At 71.6% G+C, this 17,901-nt stretch carries 16 protein-coding genes; 9 read left to right on the top strand and 7 right to left on the bottom strand.

What is annotated here, in order from left to right; genetic code table 11:
- Window positions 1-4: 4 nt before the first annotated feature.
- Window positions 5-238 (bottom strand): hypothetical protein, encoded by a 234-nt coding sequence (locus ACFTQE_RS00585; RefSeq protein ID WP_376923238.1) that lies wholly within the window; start codon window positions 236-238, stop codon window positions 5-7.
- 166 nt (window positions 239-404) lie between these two features.
- Here ACFTQE_RS00585 and ACFTQE_RS00580 point away from each other — a divergent pair, with 166 nt between their 5' ends.
- The 3 genes from ACFTQE_RS00580 to ACFTQE_RS00570 are packed head-to-tail and all read left to right on the top strand — an operon-like array spanning window position 405 to window position 2,735.
- Window positions 405-809 (top strand): group 1 truncated hemoglobin, encoded by a 405-nt coding sequence (locus tag ACFTQE_RS00580; RefSeq protein ID WP_376923237.1) that lies wholly within the window; start codon window positions 405-407, stop codon window positions 807-809.
- A gap of 4 nt (window positions 810-813) precedes the next feature.
- Window positions 814-2,004 carry a globin domain-containing protein gene (locus ACFTQE_RS00575; RefSeq protein WP_376923236.1) on the top strand — a complete coding sequence of 397 codons (1,191 nt, stop codon included), beginning with the start codon at window positions 814-816 and terminating at the stop codon, window positions 2,002-2,004.
- Complete coding sequence (locus ACFTQE_RS00570; protein WP_376923235.1) at window positions 2,001-2,735, top strand: DivIVA domain-containing protein; 735 nt, start codon at window positions 2,001-2,003, stop codon at window positions 2,733-2,735. Before ACFTQE_RS00575 ends, ACFTQE_RS00570 begins: the two co-directional genes overlap by 4 nt.
- Window positions 2,736-2,847: 112 nt before the next feature.
- Here the strand turns inward: ACFTQE_RS00570 and ACFTQE_RS00565 are convergent, their stop codons facing one another.
- Window positions 2,848-3,648: an SDR family oxidoreductase gene (locus ACFTQE_RS00565; protein WP_376923234.1), complete on the bottom strand. Its 801-nt coding sequence runs from the start codon at window positions 3,646-3,648 to the stop codon at window positions 2,848-2,850.
- A 91-nt stretch (window positions 3,649-3,739) separates the two neighbouring features.
- Window positions 3,740-6,067 (bottom strand): ATP-binding cassette domain-containing protein, encoded by a 2,328-nt coding sequence (locus tag ACFTQE_RS00560; protein WP_376923233.1) that lies wholly within the window; start codon window positions 6,065-6,067, stop codon window positions 3,740-3,742.
- A 140-nt stretch (window positions 6,068-6,207) separates the two neighbouring features.
- Between ACFTQE_RS00560 and ACFTQE_RS00555 the strand changes: the two genes are divergently transcribed.
- The 3 genes from ACFTQE_RS00555 (at window position 6,208) to ACFTQE_RS00545 (ending at window position 9,397) form a co-directional block, all read left to right on the top strand.
- Window positions 6,208-7,821 carry a molybdopterin-dependent oxidoreductase gene (locus ACFTQE_RS00555; protein WP_376923232.1) on the top strand — a complete coding sequence of 538 codons (1,614 nt, stop codon included), beginning with the start codon at window positions 6,208-6,210 and terminating at the stop codon, window positions 7,819-7,821.
- A gap of 189 nt (window positions 7,822-8,010) precedes the next feature.
- Window positions 8,011-8,355, top strand: a complete 345-nt coding sequence (locus ACFTQE_RS00550; protein ID WP_376923231.1) for a PadR family transcriptional regulator — start codon at window positions 8,011-8,013, stop codon at window positions 8,353-8,355.
- A gap of 1 nt (window position 8,356) precedes the next feature.
- The gene (locus ACFTQE_RS00545) at window positions 8,357-9,397 is read left to right on the top strand and encodes a hypothetical protein (RefSeq protein WP_376923230.1); all 1,041 of its coding nucleotides are present in this window, start codon (window positions 8,357-8,359) and stop codon (window positions 9,395-9,397) included.
- 12 nt (window positions 9,398-9,409) lie between these two features.
- Here ACFTQE_RS00545 and ACFTQE_RS00540 read toward each other — a convergent pair whose 3' ends face one another.
- Genes ACFTQE_RS00540 through ACFTQE_RS00530 form a run of 3 tightly spaced genes read right to left on the bottom strand, consistent with a single transcriptional unit; the run spans window position 9,410 to window position 12,620 of the window.
- A complete protein-coding gene (locus ACFTQE_RS00540; protein WP_376923229.1) occupies window positions 9,410-9,790 on the bottom strand; it encodes an HNH endonuclease in 381 nt (126 codons plus the stop codon).
- A gap of 50 nt (window positions 9,791-9,840) precedes the next feature.
- On the bottom strand, window positions 9,841-11,589 hold the full coding sequence (locus ACFTQE_RS00535) for an amidase (RefSeq protein ID WP_376923228.1): 1,749 nt from the start codon (window positions 11,587-11,589) through the stop codon (window positions 9,841-9,843).
- Window positions 11,586-12,620, bottom strand: coding sequence for an agmatine/peptidylarginine deiminase (locus tag ACFTQE_RS00530; protein ID WP_376923227.1), 1,035 nt, complete (start codon window positions 12,618-12,620; stop codon window positions 11,586-11,588). The genes ACFTQE_RS00535 and ACFTQE_RS00530 overlap by 4 nt, the downstream gene beginning before the upstream one ends.
- Before the next feature lie 111 nt (window positions 12,621-12,731).
- Between ACFTQE_RS00530 and ACFTQE_RS00525 the strand changes: the two genes are divergently transcribed.
- Together ACFTQE_RS00525 and ACFTQE_RS00520 are read left to right on the top strand one after the other, a co-directional pair.
- The gene (locus tag ACFTQE_RS00525) at window positions 12,732-13,358 is read left to right on the top strand and encodes a TetR/AcrR family transcriptional regulator (protein WP_376923226.1); all 627 of its coding nucleotides are present in this window, start codon (window positions 12,732-12,734) and stop codon (window positions 13,356-13,358) included.
- A 49-nt stretch (window positions 13,359-13,407) separates the two neighbouring features.
- Complete coding sequence (locus tag ACFTQE_RS00520) at window positions 13,408-16,986, top strand: TM0106 family RecB-like putative nuclease (protein ID WP_376923225.1); 3,579 nt, start codon at window positions 13,408-13,410, stop codon at window positions 16,984-16,986.
- Window positions 16,987-16,990: 4 nt separating this feature from the next.
- On the opposite strand, the gene ACFTQE_RS00515 is transcribed toward ACFTQE_RS00520, so the two are convergent.
- Window positions 16,991-17,419: a YdeI/OmpD-associated family protein gene (locus tag ACFTQE_RS00515; protein WP_376923224.1), complete on the bottom strand. Its 429-nt coding sequence runs from the start codon at window positions 17,417-17,419 to the stop codon at window positions 16,991-16,993.
- Between the two features lie 152 nt (window positions 17,420-17,571).
- On the opposite strand from ACFTQE_RS00515, the gene ACFTQE_RS00510 reads away from it, so the two are divergent.
- On the top strand, window positions 17,572-17,847 hold the full coding sequence (locus ACFTQE_RS00510; protein ID WP_375835633.1) for a glutaredoxin family protein: 276 nt from the start codon (window positions 17,572-17,574) through the stop codon (window positions 17,845-17,847).
- Window positions 17,848-17,901: the final 54 nt, after the last annotated feature.

Below are 17,901 nucleotides of genomic sequence, written 5' to 3'. Positions count from 1 at the left end.
CGGATCAGAGGGCGGCCGAGGCCCACCAGACGATGATGAACAGGCCCATCGCGAGGAAGGCCAGGCCCACGATCAGGAAGACGTTGGAGCTCGGGCCACGGGCTCCCGCGCGCGCCACGGTCGACTGACGCTCCGCCGTGATCGTCTCGGAGAGCCAGCGTCGCTTGACGATGAGCACGGCGCCCGCGACGAGCGCGAGCACGGCCCATGCGAGGGCGAAGGTCAGACCGAGATCCACCCCGCCAGCCTATCCGCGGTGACCAGGAACCGCGGAACGGAGGGTGCCAGACGGAGCTGAACGCCCACTCCGAACCGACGCGACATGCAACAAACCTTTGATCTGAGGGTGTGCGTTCTGCTAGGAAAGGGAGGTCCTCACACCCCCCTAACGAACGGACACCCGAATGAACTCCCTCGATCTGCAGACCCAGCCCGAAGCCCAGAGCGACTACGCAGCCGTCGGAGGTGCACCCGCCGTCACCGCCGTCGTCAACCGGTTCTACGAGCTGGTGCTCGGCGACGACCGACTGCTGAAGCACTTCGAGGGCATCGAGATGGTCCGACTCAAGCGACACCAGGTCGCGCTCGTCTCCCAGGTCATGGGCGGGCCGGTCGCCTACGAAGGACGCGACCTGCGTGCGGCCCACGCGAACATGGGCATCACGGCGGAGGAGTTCGGCGCCGTCGCCGAGCACCTGATCGCCGCGCTGACCGAGGCCGGCGTTCCTGCCGAGATCGTCGACCGCACCGTGACCGCCGTCGCCGCGACCCAACCCGACATCGTCGAGGTCAGCGCGACGCAAGACTGACGGCGTGGACACCGCTGCGCTGAAGCACACCTGGTCGCTGGCCGAGACGCTCGGCGACGAGGTGCCGCTCTTCTTCTACTCGCACCTCTTCTACACGCACCCCGAGGTCCGGGCGATGTTCCCGGTCGCGATGGCCACCCAGCGCGACCGGCTCGTCGGCGCGCTCGGGCGCATCGTCTCCAACGTCGACCAGCTCGACGAGGTGACCGCGTTCATCCAGCAGCTCGGCCGCGATCACCGGCGGTTCGAGGTCATCGCCGAGCACTACGACGCGGTCGGGCTCTCACTCCTCACCACGTTGAAGCACTTCCTCGGCGAGCTCTGGACCCCTGAGCTCGCCGCGGACTGGGCGGCCGCGTACGGCGTCATCGCGACCGCGATGGTCCAGGCCGCCGAGGAGTCGGAGCTGAGCAGTCCGGCGTCGTGGGCCGGACACGTCATCGGCGTCGAGCGCCGCAGCATGGACGTCGCGATCGTGCACGTGCGCCCCGAACCCGACCTCGCGTTCGAGCCGGGGCAGTCGTTCGCGGTCGAGACGCCCTACGCGCCGCGGCTGTGGCGGTACTACAGCCCGGCCAACGCGCCACGGCAGGACGGCACGATCGAGTTCCACGTGCAGCTGGTGCCGGGCGGGCCGGTCTCGGGCGCCGTGGTGCGGCGGCTGAAGGCGGGTGACGTACTGCGGCTGGGCTCAGCGGTCGGGCAGGAGCTGACACTCGACGACGCCGACCGCGCTCGCGACCTCGTCATGATCGCCGGCGGAACCGGCCTGGCCCCGCTCCGTGCGCATCTGGAACGCATCGACCTGCAGTGGCAGGCGACCGGAGACGCTCCGCGCGTGCACCTGTTCCACGGCGCTCGAGTTCCGTGGAACCTGTACGAGAACCGCCTGATGCAGAGCCTGACCGGTCGGCCGTGGTTCAGCTATACGCCCGTCGTGTCCGACGACCCGAGCTACCCCGGTCGCACGGGCCTCGTGAGCGACGCGGTCGTCGAGGCCGGCGTCATCCCCGGCGCCCTCGCGATGATCTGCGGGTCGCCGTCCATGGTGCGCCACACCGCCTCCCGGCTGCGGGAGCTCGGTGTGCCGTCGCCCGACATCCGTTTCGAACTGTTCGCCACGCTCGATGAGGACGGACTGCGTGATCCGCAGCCGTCGCCGCTCGTGGAAGAACCGATGGGAAGTGCCCGATGACAACTAGGGACGAGGAAGACGAACTCCGGATCCCGGAACCGCCGGCACCCGAAGGCGGCCTCGTCGCCGCCGTCTCGCGCCTGCCCGAGTCGACCGCAGTGAAGTTCGCCTCACGCCCGATCGGCGGATACGACCGCTCCGAAGTGGACGCGTACCTGGCGGATCTCGCACGTACGATCGGCGAGGTCCGGGCGGCACTCGCAGAGGACCGCCGCGAACTCGCCGAACTCCGGGCCGAGAACACGAGGCTCAACACCTCCGACTCCGCCGAACTCGAGCGCGAGGTCACGCTGGGTGCCGTCGGTCTGCTCTCGCAGGCCCAGGTGATCGCCGACAAGGCGGTCGCCGACGCCGAGGAGTACGCCCGGGATCTCGTGCTCACCGCACGCACGCAGTATCGCGAGACGCAGGAGCGCACCGCAGCAGCAGCAGCCGCCGCGCCGTCCGAGCCGGCGACGACGACGGCGAGCATCCCGCTCCCGTCGATGCCCGAGATCGAGTACGTGCGCACCTACGCGCAGGTCGCGCAGATCCAGTTGCGCTCGGTGCTGGACGCGCTCACCGAGCAGGTCGATCGCCTGGGCTCGCTTCCGCTGCCCGATACGGCCGAGGTGGCCGATTCAGCGGTGCATGCGGCGTCCGACGACGAGTTCCCCGACGAGGAACCGGATTGGATTCCTGCGGTGCCGCCGCAGCCGACGATCCAGCGGCAGACGTACGTCAGTCCGTGATCCCGGCCGACGGCCCGACGACCCCGGTCTTCGCTCGCTCGCTGCACGAGTGACGCGAAGCTCGGGGTCGTCGGGCCCAGGCGGGTCACCCCGTGCGGTGCCGAAGACCCGCTCAGCTCGGGTCGGCCCAGCTCCAGATGTCGTCGCCGCGGAGCGTCGCGTCGGCGCCGCCGTCGATGTAGATCGTCTGGCCGGTCACGTGCGTGTTCTCCTCGCTCGTGAGCCAGGCCAGCAGCTTGGCGATCACGACCGCGTCGGAGTGGCCGTTCAGCGGCATCGGCACGGCCGCGTCGACCATCGCACGCCCCTGCTCGGTCGCGAGGAGCGGCGCGGTCATCGGCGTGACGACGGTTCCGGGCGCGACGGCGTTCACCGGGATGCCGGCCCCGGCGTAGCGGGGTGCGATCGACTCGCGGCGCACCCAGCGGCTGAGCGCGCGCTTCGACGACGGGTAGTTGAGGTAGCCGGCCTCGGGCCCCTGATCGGCGAGCGCCCCGCCGACCTCGAGCGCCTTCGCCTCGTCGCCCGCGAGGAGCGCCTCGACGAGTTCGGGTGAGTTCGGCTGCAGGCTCGCCATCGAGCTGACGACGGCGATGCGCGGGGCATCGGCCTTCGCGAGCGTCGGTGCGAGGGCGTCGAGGAACTCGGTCACGCCGAAGTAGTTGACGGCCACGGTGAGCGGGATCGGCGCCGAGATGCCGGCCGCCGCGATGACGGCGTCGACGCGACCGCCGGATGCCTCGATCACGGCCGCCGCGGCATCCGCTCGCCCCTCGGGCTTCGAGAGGTCGGCCGTGATGTCGGCGCCCTTCAGGTCGACGCCGATGACGCGGTCGCCGCGCTCCGCGAGGAGCGCCGCGGCGGCCGATCCGATGCCTGATCCTGCTCCGGTGATGACATAGGTTCTGCTCATGCCATCGACGCTACGCCTGTCGGCGGCAGGCCCGCTCGAAGAGCAGATCGACCTGATTCTGCGCTGTGAATCCGCGAGCGGACGCCCGCGCTCAGGCGCCGACGTACTCGCGGAGGTGCGTGCCCGTGAGCGTCGCCTCGCCGGTGGCCGCGGCGTCGACGAGGGCGCGGGGCGTGCCCTCGAACACGATGCGACCGCCGTCGCGCCCGGCGCCGGGGCCGAGGTCGATGATCCAGTCGGCGTGCGCCATGACGGCCTGGTGGTGCTCGATCACGATGACCGAGTTGCCGTCGTCGACGAGCCGGTCGAGGAGCGCCAGCAGCCGGTCGACGTCGGCGAGGTGCAGGCCGGTGGTCGGCTCGTCGAGCACGTAGACCGAACCCGTCTTCGCCATGCTGATCGCGAGCTTCAGGCGCTGGCGCTCGCCGCCCGAGAGCGTGTTGAGCGCCTGGCCGAGGCCGAGGTAGCCGAGTCCCACGTCGGAGAGGCGCTGCAGGATCGCCCTGGCCGGCTTCTCGGTGAGGTACTCGAGCGCCGCGTCGACCGAGAGGGCGAGCACCTCGGCAATGTTCAGCCCGTTGAGGCGGTACTCGAGCACCTCTGCCGTGAACCGCTTGCCGCCGCACTCCTCGCACACGCTCGAGACCGTCGACATCGGCCCGAGCTCGACGAAGACGAGGCCGATGCCCTTGCAGTTGGGGCAGGCACCCGCGGAGTTCGCGCTGAACAGCGCCGGCTTCACGCCGTTCTCCTTCGCGAACGCCTTGCGGATCGTGTCGAGGAGCCCCGTGTACGTGGCCGGGTTCGAACGGATCGAGCCGCGGATCGGCGACTGGTCGACGACGACGACCTGGTCGTGCTTCGGCACGTTGCCGTGGATGAGCGAGGACTTGCCCGAGCCCGCGACGCCCGTGACGACGGTGAGCACCCCGAGCGGGATGTCGACGTCGACCCCGGTGAGGTTGTGCTGCGTGGCGCCCCTGATCTCGAGGGCGCTCGAAGCCGTGCGCACCTCGCCCCGGAGCTTCGCCCGGTGGTCGAGGTGGCGGCCCGTGAGCGTGTCGGAGGCGCGCAGCCCCGGCAGGTCGCCTTCGAAGCAGATCTGCCCGCCGCGCGAGCCCGCACCGGGGCCGAGGTCGACGATGTGGTCGGCGATCTCGATGACCTCGGGCTTGTGCTCGACGACGAGCACGGTGTTGCCCTTGTCGCGCAGCTGCAGCAGCAACCGGTTCATGCGCTGGATGTCGTGCGGGTGGAGGCCGACCGTCGGCTCGTCGAACACGTAGGTGACGTCGGTGAGCGCCGACCCGATGTGGCGGATCATCTTGACGCGCTGGGCCTCTCCGCCCGAGAGGGTGCCAGACGGGCGGTCGAGACTGAGGTAGCCGAGGCCGATCTCGACGAAGGAGTCGACGTTCTGCCGCAGGTTCGCGATGAGCGGGCCGACGCTCGGGTCGTCGATGTCGGCGATCCAGCTCGCGAGGTCGGAGATCTGCATCGACGAGGCATCCGCGATGTTGATGCCCTTGATCTTCGACGAGAGGGCCTCTCGGTTGAGGCGCGCTCCGCCGCACTCGGGGCAGGCCGTGAAGGTCACCGCGCGATCGACGAAGGCGCGGATGTGCGGCTGCATGGCGTCGCGGTCTTTGGAGAGGAGGCTCTTCTGGAGCTTCGGCACGAGGCCCTCGTAGGTCATGTTGATGCCCTGCACCTTGACCTTGGTCGACTCCTTGTGGAGGAAGTCGTGCAGCTCGGCCTCGGTGTAGTCGCGGATCTTCTTGTCGGGGTCGAGGAATCCGGACTCGGTGAAGATGCGCACCATCCAGCCGTCGGCCGTGTAGCCGGGGATCGTGAGGGCGCCCTCGGCGAGCGACTTGTCGCGATCGAAGAGCTCGTCGAGGTCGAGGTCGTTGACCTCTCCCGTGCCCTCGCATCGCGGGCACATGCCCGCCGGAACGTTGAAGCTGAAGTGGAAGCTCGGGCCGACGTAGGGCTGGCCGAGCCGGGAGAAGAGGATGCGGAGCAGCGCATACGCGTCGGTCGCGGTGCCCACGGTCGATCGGGAGTTCGCGCCCATGCGCTCCTGGTCGACGATGATCGCGGCGGAGACGTTGCGCAGGCTGTCGACCTCGGGCCGGGGCTGCGTCGTCATGAACGACTGGATGAACGTGGAGTACGTCTCGTTGATGAGCCGCTGCGACTCCGCGGCGATCGTGCCGAACACGAGGCTCGACTTGCCGGAGCCCGAGACCCCGGTGAAGACGCTGAGCCGTCGCTTCGGGATGTCGAGCGAGATGCCCTGCAGGTTGTTCTCGTGCGCCCCACGCACCTCGATGACGTCGTGCGCGTCGGCGATGTGACGCTCGGTGCCGCGCTCGTCGGTGCTGCGCTCGCTGATGGTCTGGTCGGTCGCGGTCATTCGGCTGCTCCCCTCGGTGCGGGCGCCCGCCCGCGACTCACGATTCTGACACGAGGCGGCGACATCCGGCAGGGCGGATGATCACATGCAGAGCGGATGCCGCTCAGCTCGCCGGAGCCCGCCGGGCGTACGCTGTGCCCATGCCCGAGACGCGCGGCCCCGCCCGGGGATGGGTGCTGCCCGCCGCGGCGGGCGTGGCATCCGTCGCCCTCGGACTCGGCGTCGGCCAATTGGTCGCTGCCGTCGTGGCGCCCGCGTCGAGTCCCGTCGTGGTGGTCGGCTCCCTGCTCATCGATCTCGCGCCGCCCTGGGCGAAGGACACCGCGATCGCCCTCTTCGGCACGGGTGACAAGGCGGCGCTCCTCGTGGGCATCGGCCTCGTGCTGCTCACCGTGGCCGGCGCGGCGGGAGTGCTCGAAGCACGGCGCCCGCCGTGGGGCATGGTCGTGGTCGGGGCCGTCGGCGTCGTCGGCGCGGTCGCCGCGGCGAGCCGGGCCAACGCCTCCATGCTCGCGATCGTGCCCTCGGCCGTGGCCGCCGTCGCGGCGATGATCACGCTGACCTTCCTGCTGAAGAAGCTCGCCCCGGCGACGGCCGCGGACCCGGCCCCGACCCCGGCCCCGGCCCCGGCTGCGGCGACTCCGGCGGCCCCGGTGGCCCCGGCGACGCCCGCGGCCGCTGCCTCCGTCGACCGGCGCCGCTTCCTCGGCTGGGCGGGCGGCGCCGTCGCGCTCGGTGCGCTCGCCGCACTCGGCGGCTACGCCCTGCAGGCGGGCGCCCGCGCGGTGACCGCAGTGCGCGATGCCATCCGCCTGCCGACCGCTGCGACGACGGCGACGGTGCCGGCGGGGGCCGAGCTCGGCATCGACGGCCTCGCCCCGATCGTCACGCCGAACGCCGAGTTCTACCGCATCGACACCGCCCTGGCCGTGCCGGCGGTCGACCCCGCCGACTGGAGCCTGCGCATCCACGGACTCGTCGATCGCGAGGTCACGCTCACCTGGGACGAACTGCTCGCACTCCCCCTCGAGGAGAGCATCACGACCCTCGCGTGCGTGTCGAACGAGGTCGGCGGCGGTCTCATCGGCAACGCCGTCTGGCTCGGCTACCCGATCCGCGAGCTGCTCGAGCGGGCGGGCCCGTCGGCCGATGCCGACATGGTGCTCTCGCGCAGCATCGACGGATTCACGGCATCGACCCCGCTCGAGGTGCTGCAGGACGACCGCAACGCGATCCTCGCCGTCGGCATGAACGGCGAGCCGTTGCCCACCGAACACGGCTTCCCGGTGCGGATGGTCGTGCCCGGGCTCTACGGCTACGTCTCGGCGACGAAGTGGGTCGTCGACCTCGAGGTGACCCGGTTCGACGCGGCATCCGCGTACTGGACCGATCGCGGCTGGGGCGAACGGGGTCCGATCAAGATCTCCTCGCGCATCGACGTGCCGCGCCAGGGCCAGTCGGTCTCCCCCGACTCGGCCGTGCTCGCGGGCGTCGCCTGGCACCAGCACGTCGGCATCGCGGGCGTCGAGGTGCAGATCGACGACGGCGAGTGGCGCACCGCAGAGCTTGCGACGGCGATCAGCGATGACACGTGGGTGCAGTGGAAGTACGAGTGGCCGGATGCCTCGACCGGTTCGCACACCGTTCGGGTGCGCGCCCTCGGCGCCGACGGCGAGGTGCAGACGGCGAAGCGACAGGGCGTCGTGCCCGACGGTGCGACCGGCCTCGACGAGGTCACGGTCGAGGTGCGCTGACCCGCTCGCGCCCCTCCGACCGGGCGACGTTCGCCGGCCGCGCTCCGCGGCGAACCAGCGCGAGTTCATCGAAACGTCGCAGATGGTGACCGCACGGGCGTGCAAGCCGCCATTTGCGACGTTTCGGTGCCCGAGAACTGCGAGACACGCCTCTTGACATACTGTGCGGCTCTATGTAGTGTGGCGCGCATGGTAGAGGGTCGCCCCGAACAGTCGGGCAAGCTCGAGCAGGATCTGCGCAAGGGCGTGCTCGTGCTGGCGGTGCTCTCGCAGTTGCGCACCGCGCAGTACGGCTACTCGCTGCGCCAGGCACTCGCCGAGCGCGGCATGCCGATCGAGGAGGGCACGCTGTATCCGCTGCTGCGCCGACTCGAGGGGCAGGGGCTGCTCGCCTCCGAGTGGCGCATCGACGACGGACCGCCCCGCCGCTACTACACGCTGAGCCCCGAAGGTGCCGCGAGCTACCGGGATCTGACCACGGCATGGGGTTCGCTGACCTCGGTCGTCGGTCGCCTGCTGAACGAGGAGAGCTGAGATGGACCCGAACGTCATCATCGAGAGCTACGTGAGCGACGTCGTCGGTCGACTCCCCCGACGTCAGCGAGCGGATGTCGGCTTCGAACTGCGCTCACTGCTCCGCGAGGAGCTCGCGGGCCGCACCGAAGACGCCGGCCGCCCGGCCGACGAGGCGATGGCACTGGCACTGCTCGGCGCCTTCGGCCGCCCGCAGGACGTGGCCGACCGCTACCGCCCGGCGGGCTTCACGATCATCCGCCCGGCGGATGCGCCGCGGTTCGCCTGGATCGCGCTCGGCGGTGTCGCCCTGCAGTGGGCGATCACGCTGCCGGCGGCCTACCTCGACCCGACCATCGCCGCCTGGGCGGCGTCGGCCGGCGTCGCCGGCGCATGGTGGGCGCCGCTGCCCGCCTGGTGGCTCACCTGGGGCCTCGGCGCGTTCTGGTGGCCCGGGTTCCTGATCACGTTCACGATCATCGCGGCCGCGATCCGCCACAAGCGGGGTGAGGCCGACTCCCCGGCGGGGCCTTCCGCACCCATGGAGTGGGCGGCCGAGTCGGCACCGGCCGGGGCATCCGCCGCGCGACGGATCCGCCCGCAGGTGCTCGACCGCGACCGCGTCAACCGACCGGGGCTCGTGCTCGCCCTCGCCTTCTGGATGCTCGGCGCCACCGTGCTGATCGCACTGCCATGGCTCCCCCAGCTCGCACCGGGCCTGCCGCAGCCGCTGCTCGACGCCTTCGCGTTCGACCCCGAGTTCCTGCAGTGGCGGGCGCCGTGGGTGCTCGTGCTCTGGGCCGTGGGCTTCGGCGTCGTCTTCGCGGAGCTCGTGGCCGGTCGGTCGACCCGCACGACCCGGCTGATCTCCGTCGTGAGCGACGCCGCCTGGCTCGTGCTGCTGACCTGGTGCCTCGCGGCAGGTCCCATCTTCACGGCGCCCGCCACCGACGGCGTGGTGCGCCTCTGCCTCGTGGGCATCATGGTGATCGTCGCGATCGACCTCGTGGTCACCCTGCGGCGCGGTGTCACGCCGATGCGCGAGCCCGTCGTGGAGCACTGAGCACGGCGACCTTCACGAGGGTCGGTCCGCCGCGGCATCCCCTGCCGGGAACCGCAGCGCCAGCGCTGCGCCGACCTCGTGGTGCCGCAGCAGGAAGGCGCGCTCGTCGAGCTTCTTCCGCCGGAGCCACGAGGTCACCTCGTCATTGGACTTGCTCGCGTTGCACGAGCCGCACGCCGGCACGACGTTGCCGAGCGTGTACCGGCCGCCGCGGGAGATGGGCTGCACGCAGTCGCGCTGCAGCGGGCGGTCGCTCGCGCCGCAGTACGCGCAGCCCTGCCACTCCGCTGTGAGCGCGGCCCACTGCTCGTCACTGAGGTCGTGCGTGTGCTGCGCCATGCGACGCTTGCGCCGACGCGCGTAGACCGCCGTACGGCTCCGACTGACCGCCATGGCGTCAGACTAACCCGGGCGGCGCCGGGCGACCGGGCGCCGCGCCCCGCTCAGAGCGACGGGGTGCGCGGCGGCGCCACGCGGCGCGCGGTCGGGGTCGGCAGCGCCTCGAACGCCGCGGCGAGCGCGAGCAGCGCCGAGTCGTCGTAGGCGCGTCCGGCGAAGGTGAGGCCCACCGGCATCCGGATGTCGCGCATGACGCCCATCGGCACCGTGACGGTCGGGATGCCGAGGTGGCGCGGCACCATGTTGCCGTTCGCGACCCAGACGCCGTTGCGCCAGCCGAGATCGGCGGATGCCTCGTTCACGTCCATGTCGGCGGGTCCGACGTCGGCGACCGCCGGGAAGGCGACGGCGTCGAGGCCGACCCCGTCCATCCACTGCTCGAGGTCGACGCGCCGCGTCTCCTCGAGTCCGCGGAGCCCGGCCTCGAGCTCGGGCATGTCGGCGAACGTCGCGCCGGGGTGCGCACGCACCCACCCGGGGTACCCGACGATGTCGTCGTCGAACCCGTCGTACCGGTCGGGCAGGGCGCCATCGGGCTGCGGGAAGATGCGCTCGCCGTCGACCTGCGCGAGCGAGTTCAGCGCGGGGTCGCCGTTGGCGTCGAGGAAGTCGTTCCACGACCAGGCCGAGAGATCGACGATCTCGCGGTGCAGGTAGGCGGGGCTCACGAGCCCGCGGGTCTCGATCGTGGGTGCGCCAGGGCGGTCGCCCTCGTAGTTCGACACCACCGGGAAGTCGACGAGCACGATCTCCGCTCCTGCTGCCTCGAGATCGCGGCGGGCCGCCTCCCAGAGCTCGATCACCGAGGCGCGGGTCTCGATGCGCTGCCCGGTCGCCCCGCCGATGCCGGGCGTTCGGCCGGGCTCGGCGGTGCCGGCCTCGGGGTCGGCGTTCACGTACATGCGCGGCACGCCGATGCGGGCGCCCGCGAGGGGGCGCGCGGCCGCGCCATCCGGTGCAGGGGCCGTCGCCAGCTCGGGATACGAGACGGGCCGAACCGCGGATGCCGCGGGGATCTCGATCCACGGCTGCACCCGCCAGAAGTCGCCGTGCGTCTCTGCGTCGTCGGCGACGATCACGTCGAGCACCTCGAAGAGGTCGGCCATCGTGCGCGTGTGCGGCACGACGACGTCCATCGTGGGCACGAGCGGCCAGTTGCCGCGCACCGAGATGACGCCGCGCGAGGGCGTGTACGCGCAGAGGCCGTTGTTCGAGGCGGGAGCGCGGCCCGACGACCACGTCTCCTCACCCAGGCCGAACGCCGCGAAGGACGCCGCGGTCGCCGTGCCCGAGCCGTTCGACGACCCCGAGCCGAAGGCGGCGGTGAGGTACTCGGCGTTGTACGGGCTCTCGGCGCGGCCGTACACGCCGCGCTGCATGCCGCCGTTCGCCATCGGCGGCATGTTCGTGAGGCCGATGAGCACGGCGCCGGCGCCGCGCAGGCGCTCGATCGTGAAGGCGTCGCGCTGGGCGACGAGGTGCTCGAACGCGGGCGAGCCGGCCGCCGCGGTCAGGCCCGCGGCGAGGTAGCTGTCCTTCGCCGTGTACGGGATGCCGTCGAGCGGGCCGAGGGTCTCGCCGCGAGCCCGGCGGGCATCGGATGCCTCGGCGTCGGCGCGGGCGCCGGGGTTCATCACGACGAGCGCGTTCAGCGCGGTCGGCGTCTCGGGCCCGTCGAAGGCCGCGATGCGCGCGAGGTAGGCGTCGAGCAGTTCGACGGCCGTGACGCGACCCGACTCGAGCGCGGCGCGGAGCCCTGCGATCGAGGCCTCGACGACGTCGAAGCCGCTCATCGGGCGACCGCCGGCTGCTGCTGGGTGATGCAGTGGATGCCGCCGCCGCCGGCGAAGATCTCGCGTGCGTCGACCGTCACCGCGCGCCGGCCGGGGTAGGCGGCCTCGAGGATCTCGCGCGCCGCGGCATCCGCCTCGTCGTCGCCGAAGCCGCAGGCGATGATGCCGCCGTTCACGACCAGGTGGTTGACGTAGCTGTAGTCGACGAAGCCCTCGTCGTCGCGGATCGTCGACGGCGCGGGGATCTCGGTGACCTCGAGGGTGCGCCCCGCGGCATCCGTCGCCTCGGCGAGCAGCGCGACGATCTCGCGGCTGACCTCGAAGTCGGGGTGCTCGGGGTTGCGCTGCGAGTGCACGAGCACCTGGCCGGGCGAGGTGAGGGTCGCGACGATGTCGACGTGTCCGTTGGTGCCGAACTCGTCGTAGTCGCGGGTGAGGCCGCGCGGCAGCCAGATCGCCTTCGAGGCACCGATCGTGCGGGCCATCTCGGCCTCGACGCGGCGCTGGTCGGCATAGGGGTTCCGGCGCGGGTCGAGCTGCACGGTCTCGGTGAGCAGCACCGTGCCCTCGCCGTCGACGTGGATGCCGCCGCCCTCGTTCACGAGTGCGCTCGAGACGAGCTCGGCGCCCACGCGCTCGGCGACGAAGCGGGCGTGCTCGGCCGACTTCTCCCAGTGCGCCCATGCCGGGGCGCCCCAGCCGTTGAAGGTCCAGTCGACGGCGCCGAGCACGCCGGGGCGCTCGTCGTCGACGACGAAGGTGGGGCCGTGGTCGCGCATCCAGGACTCGTCGACCGGGCATTCGACGATCTCGACGGCCGGGTCGAGCAGGGCTCGGGCACGATCGAGCTCGCTCGGGTCGACGAGGATCGAGACGGGCTCGAACTCGGTGATCGCGTTCGCGACCGCCGCCCAGGCGGCGAAGGTGCGCTCGACGCCCTCCGGCGTCACGTCGGCGAGGTTGACCTCGACCGGGAACGCCATCCAGGTGCGCTCGTGGGGTGCGGTCTCGGACGGCATGCGCCAGCTCATCGGTTCCTCCGTGCGTCGCGTCGGTGCGTCGGCCGTGCCGAGCGGCATCCGTCGATAGTTATTGATCAAATGATCAATAACTGACCTGAAGGTACATAGACTGAGCGCACCATGTCAAGCACGCCCCGCGCGCGAGCCGCGCGCAAGCCCCCCGCCGAGCGGCGCACCGAGATCGCGGTCGCAGCCAGGGCGCTGGCGCTCGAAGAGGGACTCGCCGCCGTGACGCTGCGCGCCGTCGCCGCCCGCGCCGGCGTGACGCCCGCCCTCGTGGCGCACTACCAGCCGAGCATGGACGCCCTCATCGCCGAGACGTTCGACGCGATCGTCGCCGTCGAGATCGAGGAGGTCGGCGCGCTCGTCGCCGAGCGGCGGACTCCGCCGGAACGCCTGTCAGCCCTCATCGGCACCCTGCTCGACGGATCGCGCGAAGACGTGACCGTCGTCTGGGTCGAGGCCTGGGCGCTCGGCCGGCGCAACGAGTCGCTCGCCGCGAGCGTGCGGCACCGCATGGACGCGTGGCAGTCGGTCATCGTGGGCGTCATCGACGACGGCGTCGCGTCCGGCGACTTCGGCCCCGTCGACGCGGCGGCCGCCGCATGGCAGCTGCTCGGCATGATCGACGGCCTCAATGCGCAGGCGCTCGTGCGGTGGGACGGCGCCGGCGAACGCGACGCCCTGACGACCCGGAGCGTCGAGGGACTACTGGGGCTCCGACCCGGCGCGCTCGCACCCCGTTGATGTCGGCGGGCCCGGATAGCGTGGGATCACGACGACCCGAAGGAGCCCGATGTACCTGGTTGACGGTTCGGTCGTCACGAGTGCGAGCGACCTGAAGAAGGCCTCCGAGTGCGAGTTCGCCTTCCTCCGGGCGCTCGACGCGAAGCTCGGCCGCATCGAGAAGGTGCCCGACCCCGAAGACGCGATGCTCGAGCGCTCGGGCCGCCTCGGCGACCAGCACGAGCTGCGGGTGCTCGACGACTACCGCGCCGCCCTCGGCGACGGCGTCGTCGAGATCGAGCGCCCCGATGTGCGCGACCCGGCGGCGGTCGCCGCGGCCGTCGAGGCCACGCAGGCGGCGTTCGCGGCGGGAGCCCCGGTCGTCTTCCAGGCGACGTTCGCCGACGAGGGCTTCATCGGCTTCGCCGACTTCATCGTGCGCCAGCCCGACGGCCGGTACCTCGTCCAAGACTCCAAGCTCGCCCGCCGGGCCAGGGTGACCGCTCTGCTCCAGCTCGCCGCCTACGCCGAACAGCTCGAGCGCACCGGCGTGCCCTGCGCCGACACCGTCGAACTGCTGCTCGGCGACGGCACCACGAGCGTGCACCGCCTCGACGACATCGCCCCCGTCTACCGGCTGCGCCGGGAGCGGCTCGAGCAGATCGTCGCCGACCGCCTCCTCGAAGACGGGCCGGTCGAGTGGAGTGACCCGCGCTACGCCCTCGACGGGCGCTGCCCGACGTGCGATCTCGAGGTGCAGGCGCACCGCGACGTGCTGCTCGTCGCCGGCCTCCGGGTCACGCAGCGGGCCGCCCTGCACGACGCGGGCATCACGACGATCGACGAGCTCGCGGCATCGTTCGGGCCCGTGCCCGGGGTGCTCGACGCGACGATCGAGAACCTGCGGGTGCAGGCGCGCCTGCAGCTCGAGGCTGAGAGTGCCGAGCTCGCGGCGGATGCTTCGGGCCTCCGCTCCCCCGACGACCCGCCGCTGCCGCCGCCCGTCGTCGTGCGGGACGCCGCGTCGCTCGCCGCGATCCCCGAGCCCGACGCGGGCGACCTGTTCTTCGACTTCGAGGGCGACCCGCTCTACACCGAGGGCGCGGCCGACGACTGGGGCCTCGACTACCTCTTCGGCATGGTCGACAACGCCGAGCAGTTCACGCCGCTCTGGGCGCACTCCTTCGCCGAGGAGCGGGTCGCGCTCGTGCAGTTCCTCGAACTCGTGGCGCTGCGCCGGGCCGCCCACCCGCACATGCACATCTACCACTACGCGAGCTACGAACGCACGCACCTGCTCTCGATGGCCGCTCGTCACGGCGTCGGCGAGGCAGCCGTCGACCAGCTGCTCGCCGACGGCGTCTTCGTCGACCTCTACCCGATCGTCAAGCGCGCGGTGCGCGTCGGCAGTCGCTCGTACTCGATCAAGAAGCTCGAGCCGCTCTACATGGGCACCGAGTTGCGCGAGGCCGACGTGAAGTCGGGCGGCGACTCGATCCTCGAGTACGTGCGGGCGCGCGAGCTCGCGGCGACGGGCGAGACCGACCCGGTCACCGGCCTCTCCGGAGCCGCGGCCGCCCAGTACGTGCTCGACGACCTCGCCGACTACAACCGCTACGACTGCGTCTCGACGCTGCGCCTGCGCGACTGGCTGCTCGGGCTCGCGCGCGACGCCGGCGTCGACCCCGTGCCCGAATCGCTCATCGTCGAGGCGGCCAAGGCCGCGGGCAAGGTCTACGAACCCACGCCCCTCGCCGTGCACCTGCAGTCCGTCGCCGGGCCGCCCGACGACCCCGATCGCGACGCCGACCACACCGCACTCGCCCTGGCGGCGGCCGCGATCGACTACCACGACCGCGAGGCGAAGAGCTTCTGGTGGTCGCACTACTTCCGCGTCGAGCAGCCGCTCGAGGCCTGGGAGGACCACCGCGACGTGCTCGTCGTCGACCCGGCGACCTCCGGCGTGGTGCAGCGCTGGTACCGCGAAGACCACCACCGCGTCGACCGGCGGCACGTTCGCCTGCGCGGCCGCATCGCACCGGGGTCGAAGTTCAGCGTCGGCGGTGAACCGATCGCGCTCTACGAACCGCCGGCGCCGTTCCCGAGCCACTCGCTGCGGCCCGGGTCGCGGGCGTGGCACTCGGTGCGGGTGCTCGAGGTGTTCGACGACGGCGTGCTCATCGAGGAGACCGCGGTGGCCGGAGTCCTCTGGCACGAACTGCCGTTCGCCCTCGCGCCCGGAACGCCCCCGCAGGCCGGTCGCCAGCAGGGCGCGATCCTCGAGTGGGCGCAGCAGCTCGACCGCGCCTTCCCGCGCTGGCCCGAGAACCCCTCGGTCGACGTGCTGCGACGCATCCCGCCGCGCACGCGCAGCGGTTCCGGCCTCGTGCCCCTCGGCGCCGATCACGACTACGTCGCGGCCGTCACGGCCTCCCTCCGCGACCTCGACGACTCGTACCTCGCGGTGCAGGGCCCGCCCGGCACGGGCAAGACCTACCTCGCCTCCCATGTGATCACCGAGCTCGTCGGGCGCCACGCGTGGAAGATCGGCGTCGTCGCCCAGTCGCACGCCGTGGTCGAGAACGTGCTCGACGCCGTCGTGCGCGCGGGCCTCGATCCCGAGCTCGTCGCGAAGGCCCCGAAAGACCAGAAGGAGCCCGGCGACCACGGGTACACCTTCATCCCGAAGAACGGCGTCGCCGAGTACACGGCCGCGCACGAGACCTCGGGATACGTCATCGGCGGCACCGCGTGGGACTTCTCGAACGACAACCGCGTGCCGCGCCGCTCGCTCGACCTGCTCGTCATCGACGAGGCGGGCCAGTTCTCGCTCGCCTCGACCATCGCCTCAGCGGTCGGCGCGCGCAACCTGCTGCTGCTCGGCGACCCGCAGCAGCTGCCGCAGGTGAGCCAGGGCAACCATCCCGAACCGATCGACACCTCGGCGCTCGGCTGGATCAGCGACGGCCACGACGTGCTGCCCGTCGAGTTCGGCTACTTCCTCGCCGAGAGCCGGCGCATGCACCCTGCCGTCGCCGAGCCCGTGTCGCGCCTCTCCTACGAGGGCGAGCTGCACTCGCACCCCGTGGCCTCCCGTCGCTCGCTCGAGGGCGTCCTCCCCGGCCTCACGGCCCTGCCCATCGAGCACTTCGGCAACACGACCTCGTCGCCCGAAGAGGCGCTCGCCGTCGTCGACCTGGCGCACTCCCTGCTCGAGCGCGACTGGGTCGAAGACGGGGTTCCGAACGACACTGCGCCGGGCGCGGCATCCGCTCGCCCGCTCACGCAACGCGACCTCATCGTCGTGACGCCCTACAACGCCCAGCTCACCGAGGTGCGGGCCGCGCTCGACGCGGCCGGGCTCACCGAGGTGCCGGTCGGCACGGTCGACAAGTTCCAGGGTCAAGAGGCCGTGGTCGCGATCGTCTCGCTCGCCGCGTCCTCGGCGGCGGCCGCGCCGCGCGGCGTCGAGTTCCTCCTCCTGAAGAACCGACTGAACGTGGCGATCTCCCGGGCGAAGTGGGCGGCGTACCTGCTCTACTCGCCGGGCCTGCTCGATGCCCTGCCGTACACGCCCGACGGCGTCGCGCAGCTCAGCGCGTTCGTGAGACTCGTCGGCGACCCGTCGCTCACGCCCGTGCGCGGCTGACGCGTCAGCCGAGCTTCGCCACGATGCCGTCGATGCGGCGCTGCCGGGTCTCGGCGGCCTTCGCACCCTCGACCGCCGTGACATGCGCCTTCCTCGCGCTCGGCGAGAGCGCGTCGAAGGCCGCACGCGCACCTGCACCGTCGAGCGCCGCCGCCAGGTCGGCCGGCACCTCGACCGTGCGCGGAGCCGTGTCGACCTCGACATCGACGACGATCGGGTCGCCGCCGCCGATGCCCGTCGCCGCTCGCTTGTCGGAGCTGAACGAGATCATGAACCGGCCGCCCATGACCGCGACGGTGCTGCGGTACTCGTAGCCGTTCACGACCACGACGACCGGGGGCTTCCTGCCCGCCCCGAGCGCCTCGATCACGTCGGGCGGCACCTCGATGCCGGTGTTGTTGCCGACCTGGGACATCGTCGTCTCGAATCGCATGCGCCCGAGTCTGCCACCACGCTCGTCTCACCGAAACAGGAACTCGACGCCACGAGCGACCGCTCCCACCTGTTCTCGGCGCGCAGACGGCGGAACGACCTGTTCTCGTGAAGCTGGGAATAACGGACAGGGTACCCACGTAGGTTATGGGTATGACTTCCCCTGCCACGGACCTGAACCCCGCCCGCGTCACGATGTACGGCGCCGAGTGGTGCAGCGACTGCCGCCGCTCGAAGCGCCTCCTCGACGCGCGCGGCGTCGACTACGAGTACGTCGACCTCGAGACCGTCGCCGACGGCGCCGACCGCGCCAAGGCGATCAGCGGCCGCACGCAGATCCCGGTGGTCGTCTTCCCCGACGGCACGCACTTCACCGAGCCGACCGACGCCGAGCTCTCGGCGAAGCTCGACGAGGCCGTCGCCGCGTAAGCAGCGCATGAGTGAACCGGCGCTCGGCGTTCGGATCGCGTAACAAACGGGAAC

Origin of the sequence: Agromyces sp. NPDC056965 (assembly GCF_042673425.1) — a bacterium.
Taxonomy (GTDB): Bacteria; Actinomycetota; Actinomycetes; order Actinomycetales; family Microbacteriaceae; genus Agromyces.
Note: the sequence above shows the minus strand (reverse complement) of the source record. Positions and strands in the feature narration are given on the sequence as shown.

What these genes read in the sequence shown, in the direction of transcription:
- ACFTQE_RS00560 (WP_376923233.1), bottom strand. Translation starts at nt 6,067, where the DNA reads ATGACCGCGACCGACCAGACCATCAGCGAGCGCAGCACCGACGAGCGC.
- ACFTQE_RS00525 (WP_376923226.1), top strand. Translation starts at nt 12,732, where the DNA reads ATGTCAAGCACGCCCCGCGCGCGAGCCGCGCGCAAGCCCCCCGCCGAG.
- ACFTQE_RS00570 (WP_376923235.1), top strand. Translation starts at nt 2,001, where the DNA reads ATGACAACTAGGGACGAGGAAGACGAACTCCGGATCCCGGAACCGCCG.
- ACFTQE_RS00550 (WP_376923231.1), top strand. Translation starts at nt 8,011, where the DNA reads ATGGTAGAGGGTCGCCCCGAACAGTCGGGCAAGCTCGAGCAGGATCTG.
- ACFTQE_RS00530 (WP_376923227.1), bottom strand. Translation starts at nt 12,620, where the DNA reads ATGAGCTGGCGCATGCCGTCCGAGACCGCACCCCACGAGCGCACCTGG.
- ACFTQE_RS00510 (WP_375835633.1), top strand. Translation starts at nt 17,572, where the DNA reads ATGACTTCCCCTGCCACGGACCTGAACCCCGCCCGCGTCACGATGTAC.
- ACFTQE_RS00565 (WP_376923234.1), bottom strand. Translation starts at nt 3,648, where the DNA reads ATGAGCAGAACCTATGTCATCACCGGAGCAGGATCAGGCATCGGATCG.
- ACFTQE_RS00545 (WP_376923230.1), top strand. Translation starts at nt 8,357, where the DNA reads ATGGACCCGAACGTCATCATCGAGAGCTACGTGAGCGACGTCGTCGGT.
- ACFTQE_RS00555 (WP_376923232.1), top strand. Translation starts at nt 6,208, where the DNA reads ATGCCCGAGACGCGCGGCCCCGCCCGGGGATGGGTGCTGCCCGCCGCG.
- ACFTQE_RS00515 (WP_376923224.1), bottom strand. Translation starts at nt 17,419, where the DNA reads ATGCGATTCGAGACGACGATGTCCCAGGTCGGCAACAACACCGGCATC.
- ACFTQE_RS00520 (WP_376923225.1), top strand. Translation starts at nt 13,408, where the DNA reads ATGTACCTGGTTGACGGTTCGGTCGTCACGAGTGCGAGCGACCTGAAG.
- ACFTQE_RS00535 (WP_376923228.1), bottom strand. Translation starts at nt 11,589, where the DNA reads ATGAGCGGCTTCGACGTCGTCGAGGCCTCGATCGCAGGGCTCCGCGCC.
- ACFTQE_RS00580 (WP_376923237.1), top strand. Translation starts at nt 405, where the DNA reads ATGAACTCCCTCGATCTGCAGACCCAGCCCGAAGCCCAGAGCGACTAC.
- ACFTQE_RS00540 (WP_376923229.1), bottom strand. Translation starts at nt 9,790, where the DNA reads ATGGCGGTCAGTCGGAGCCGTACGGCGGTCTACGCGCGTCGGCGCAAG.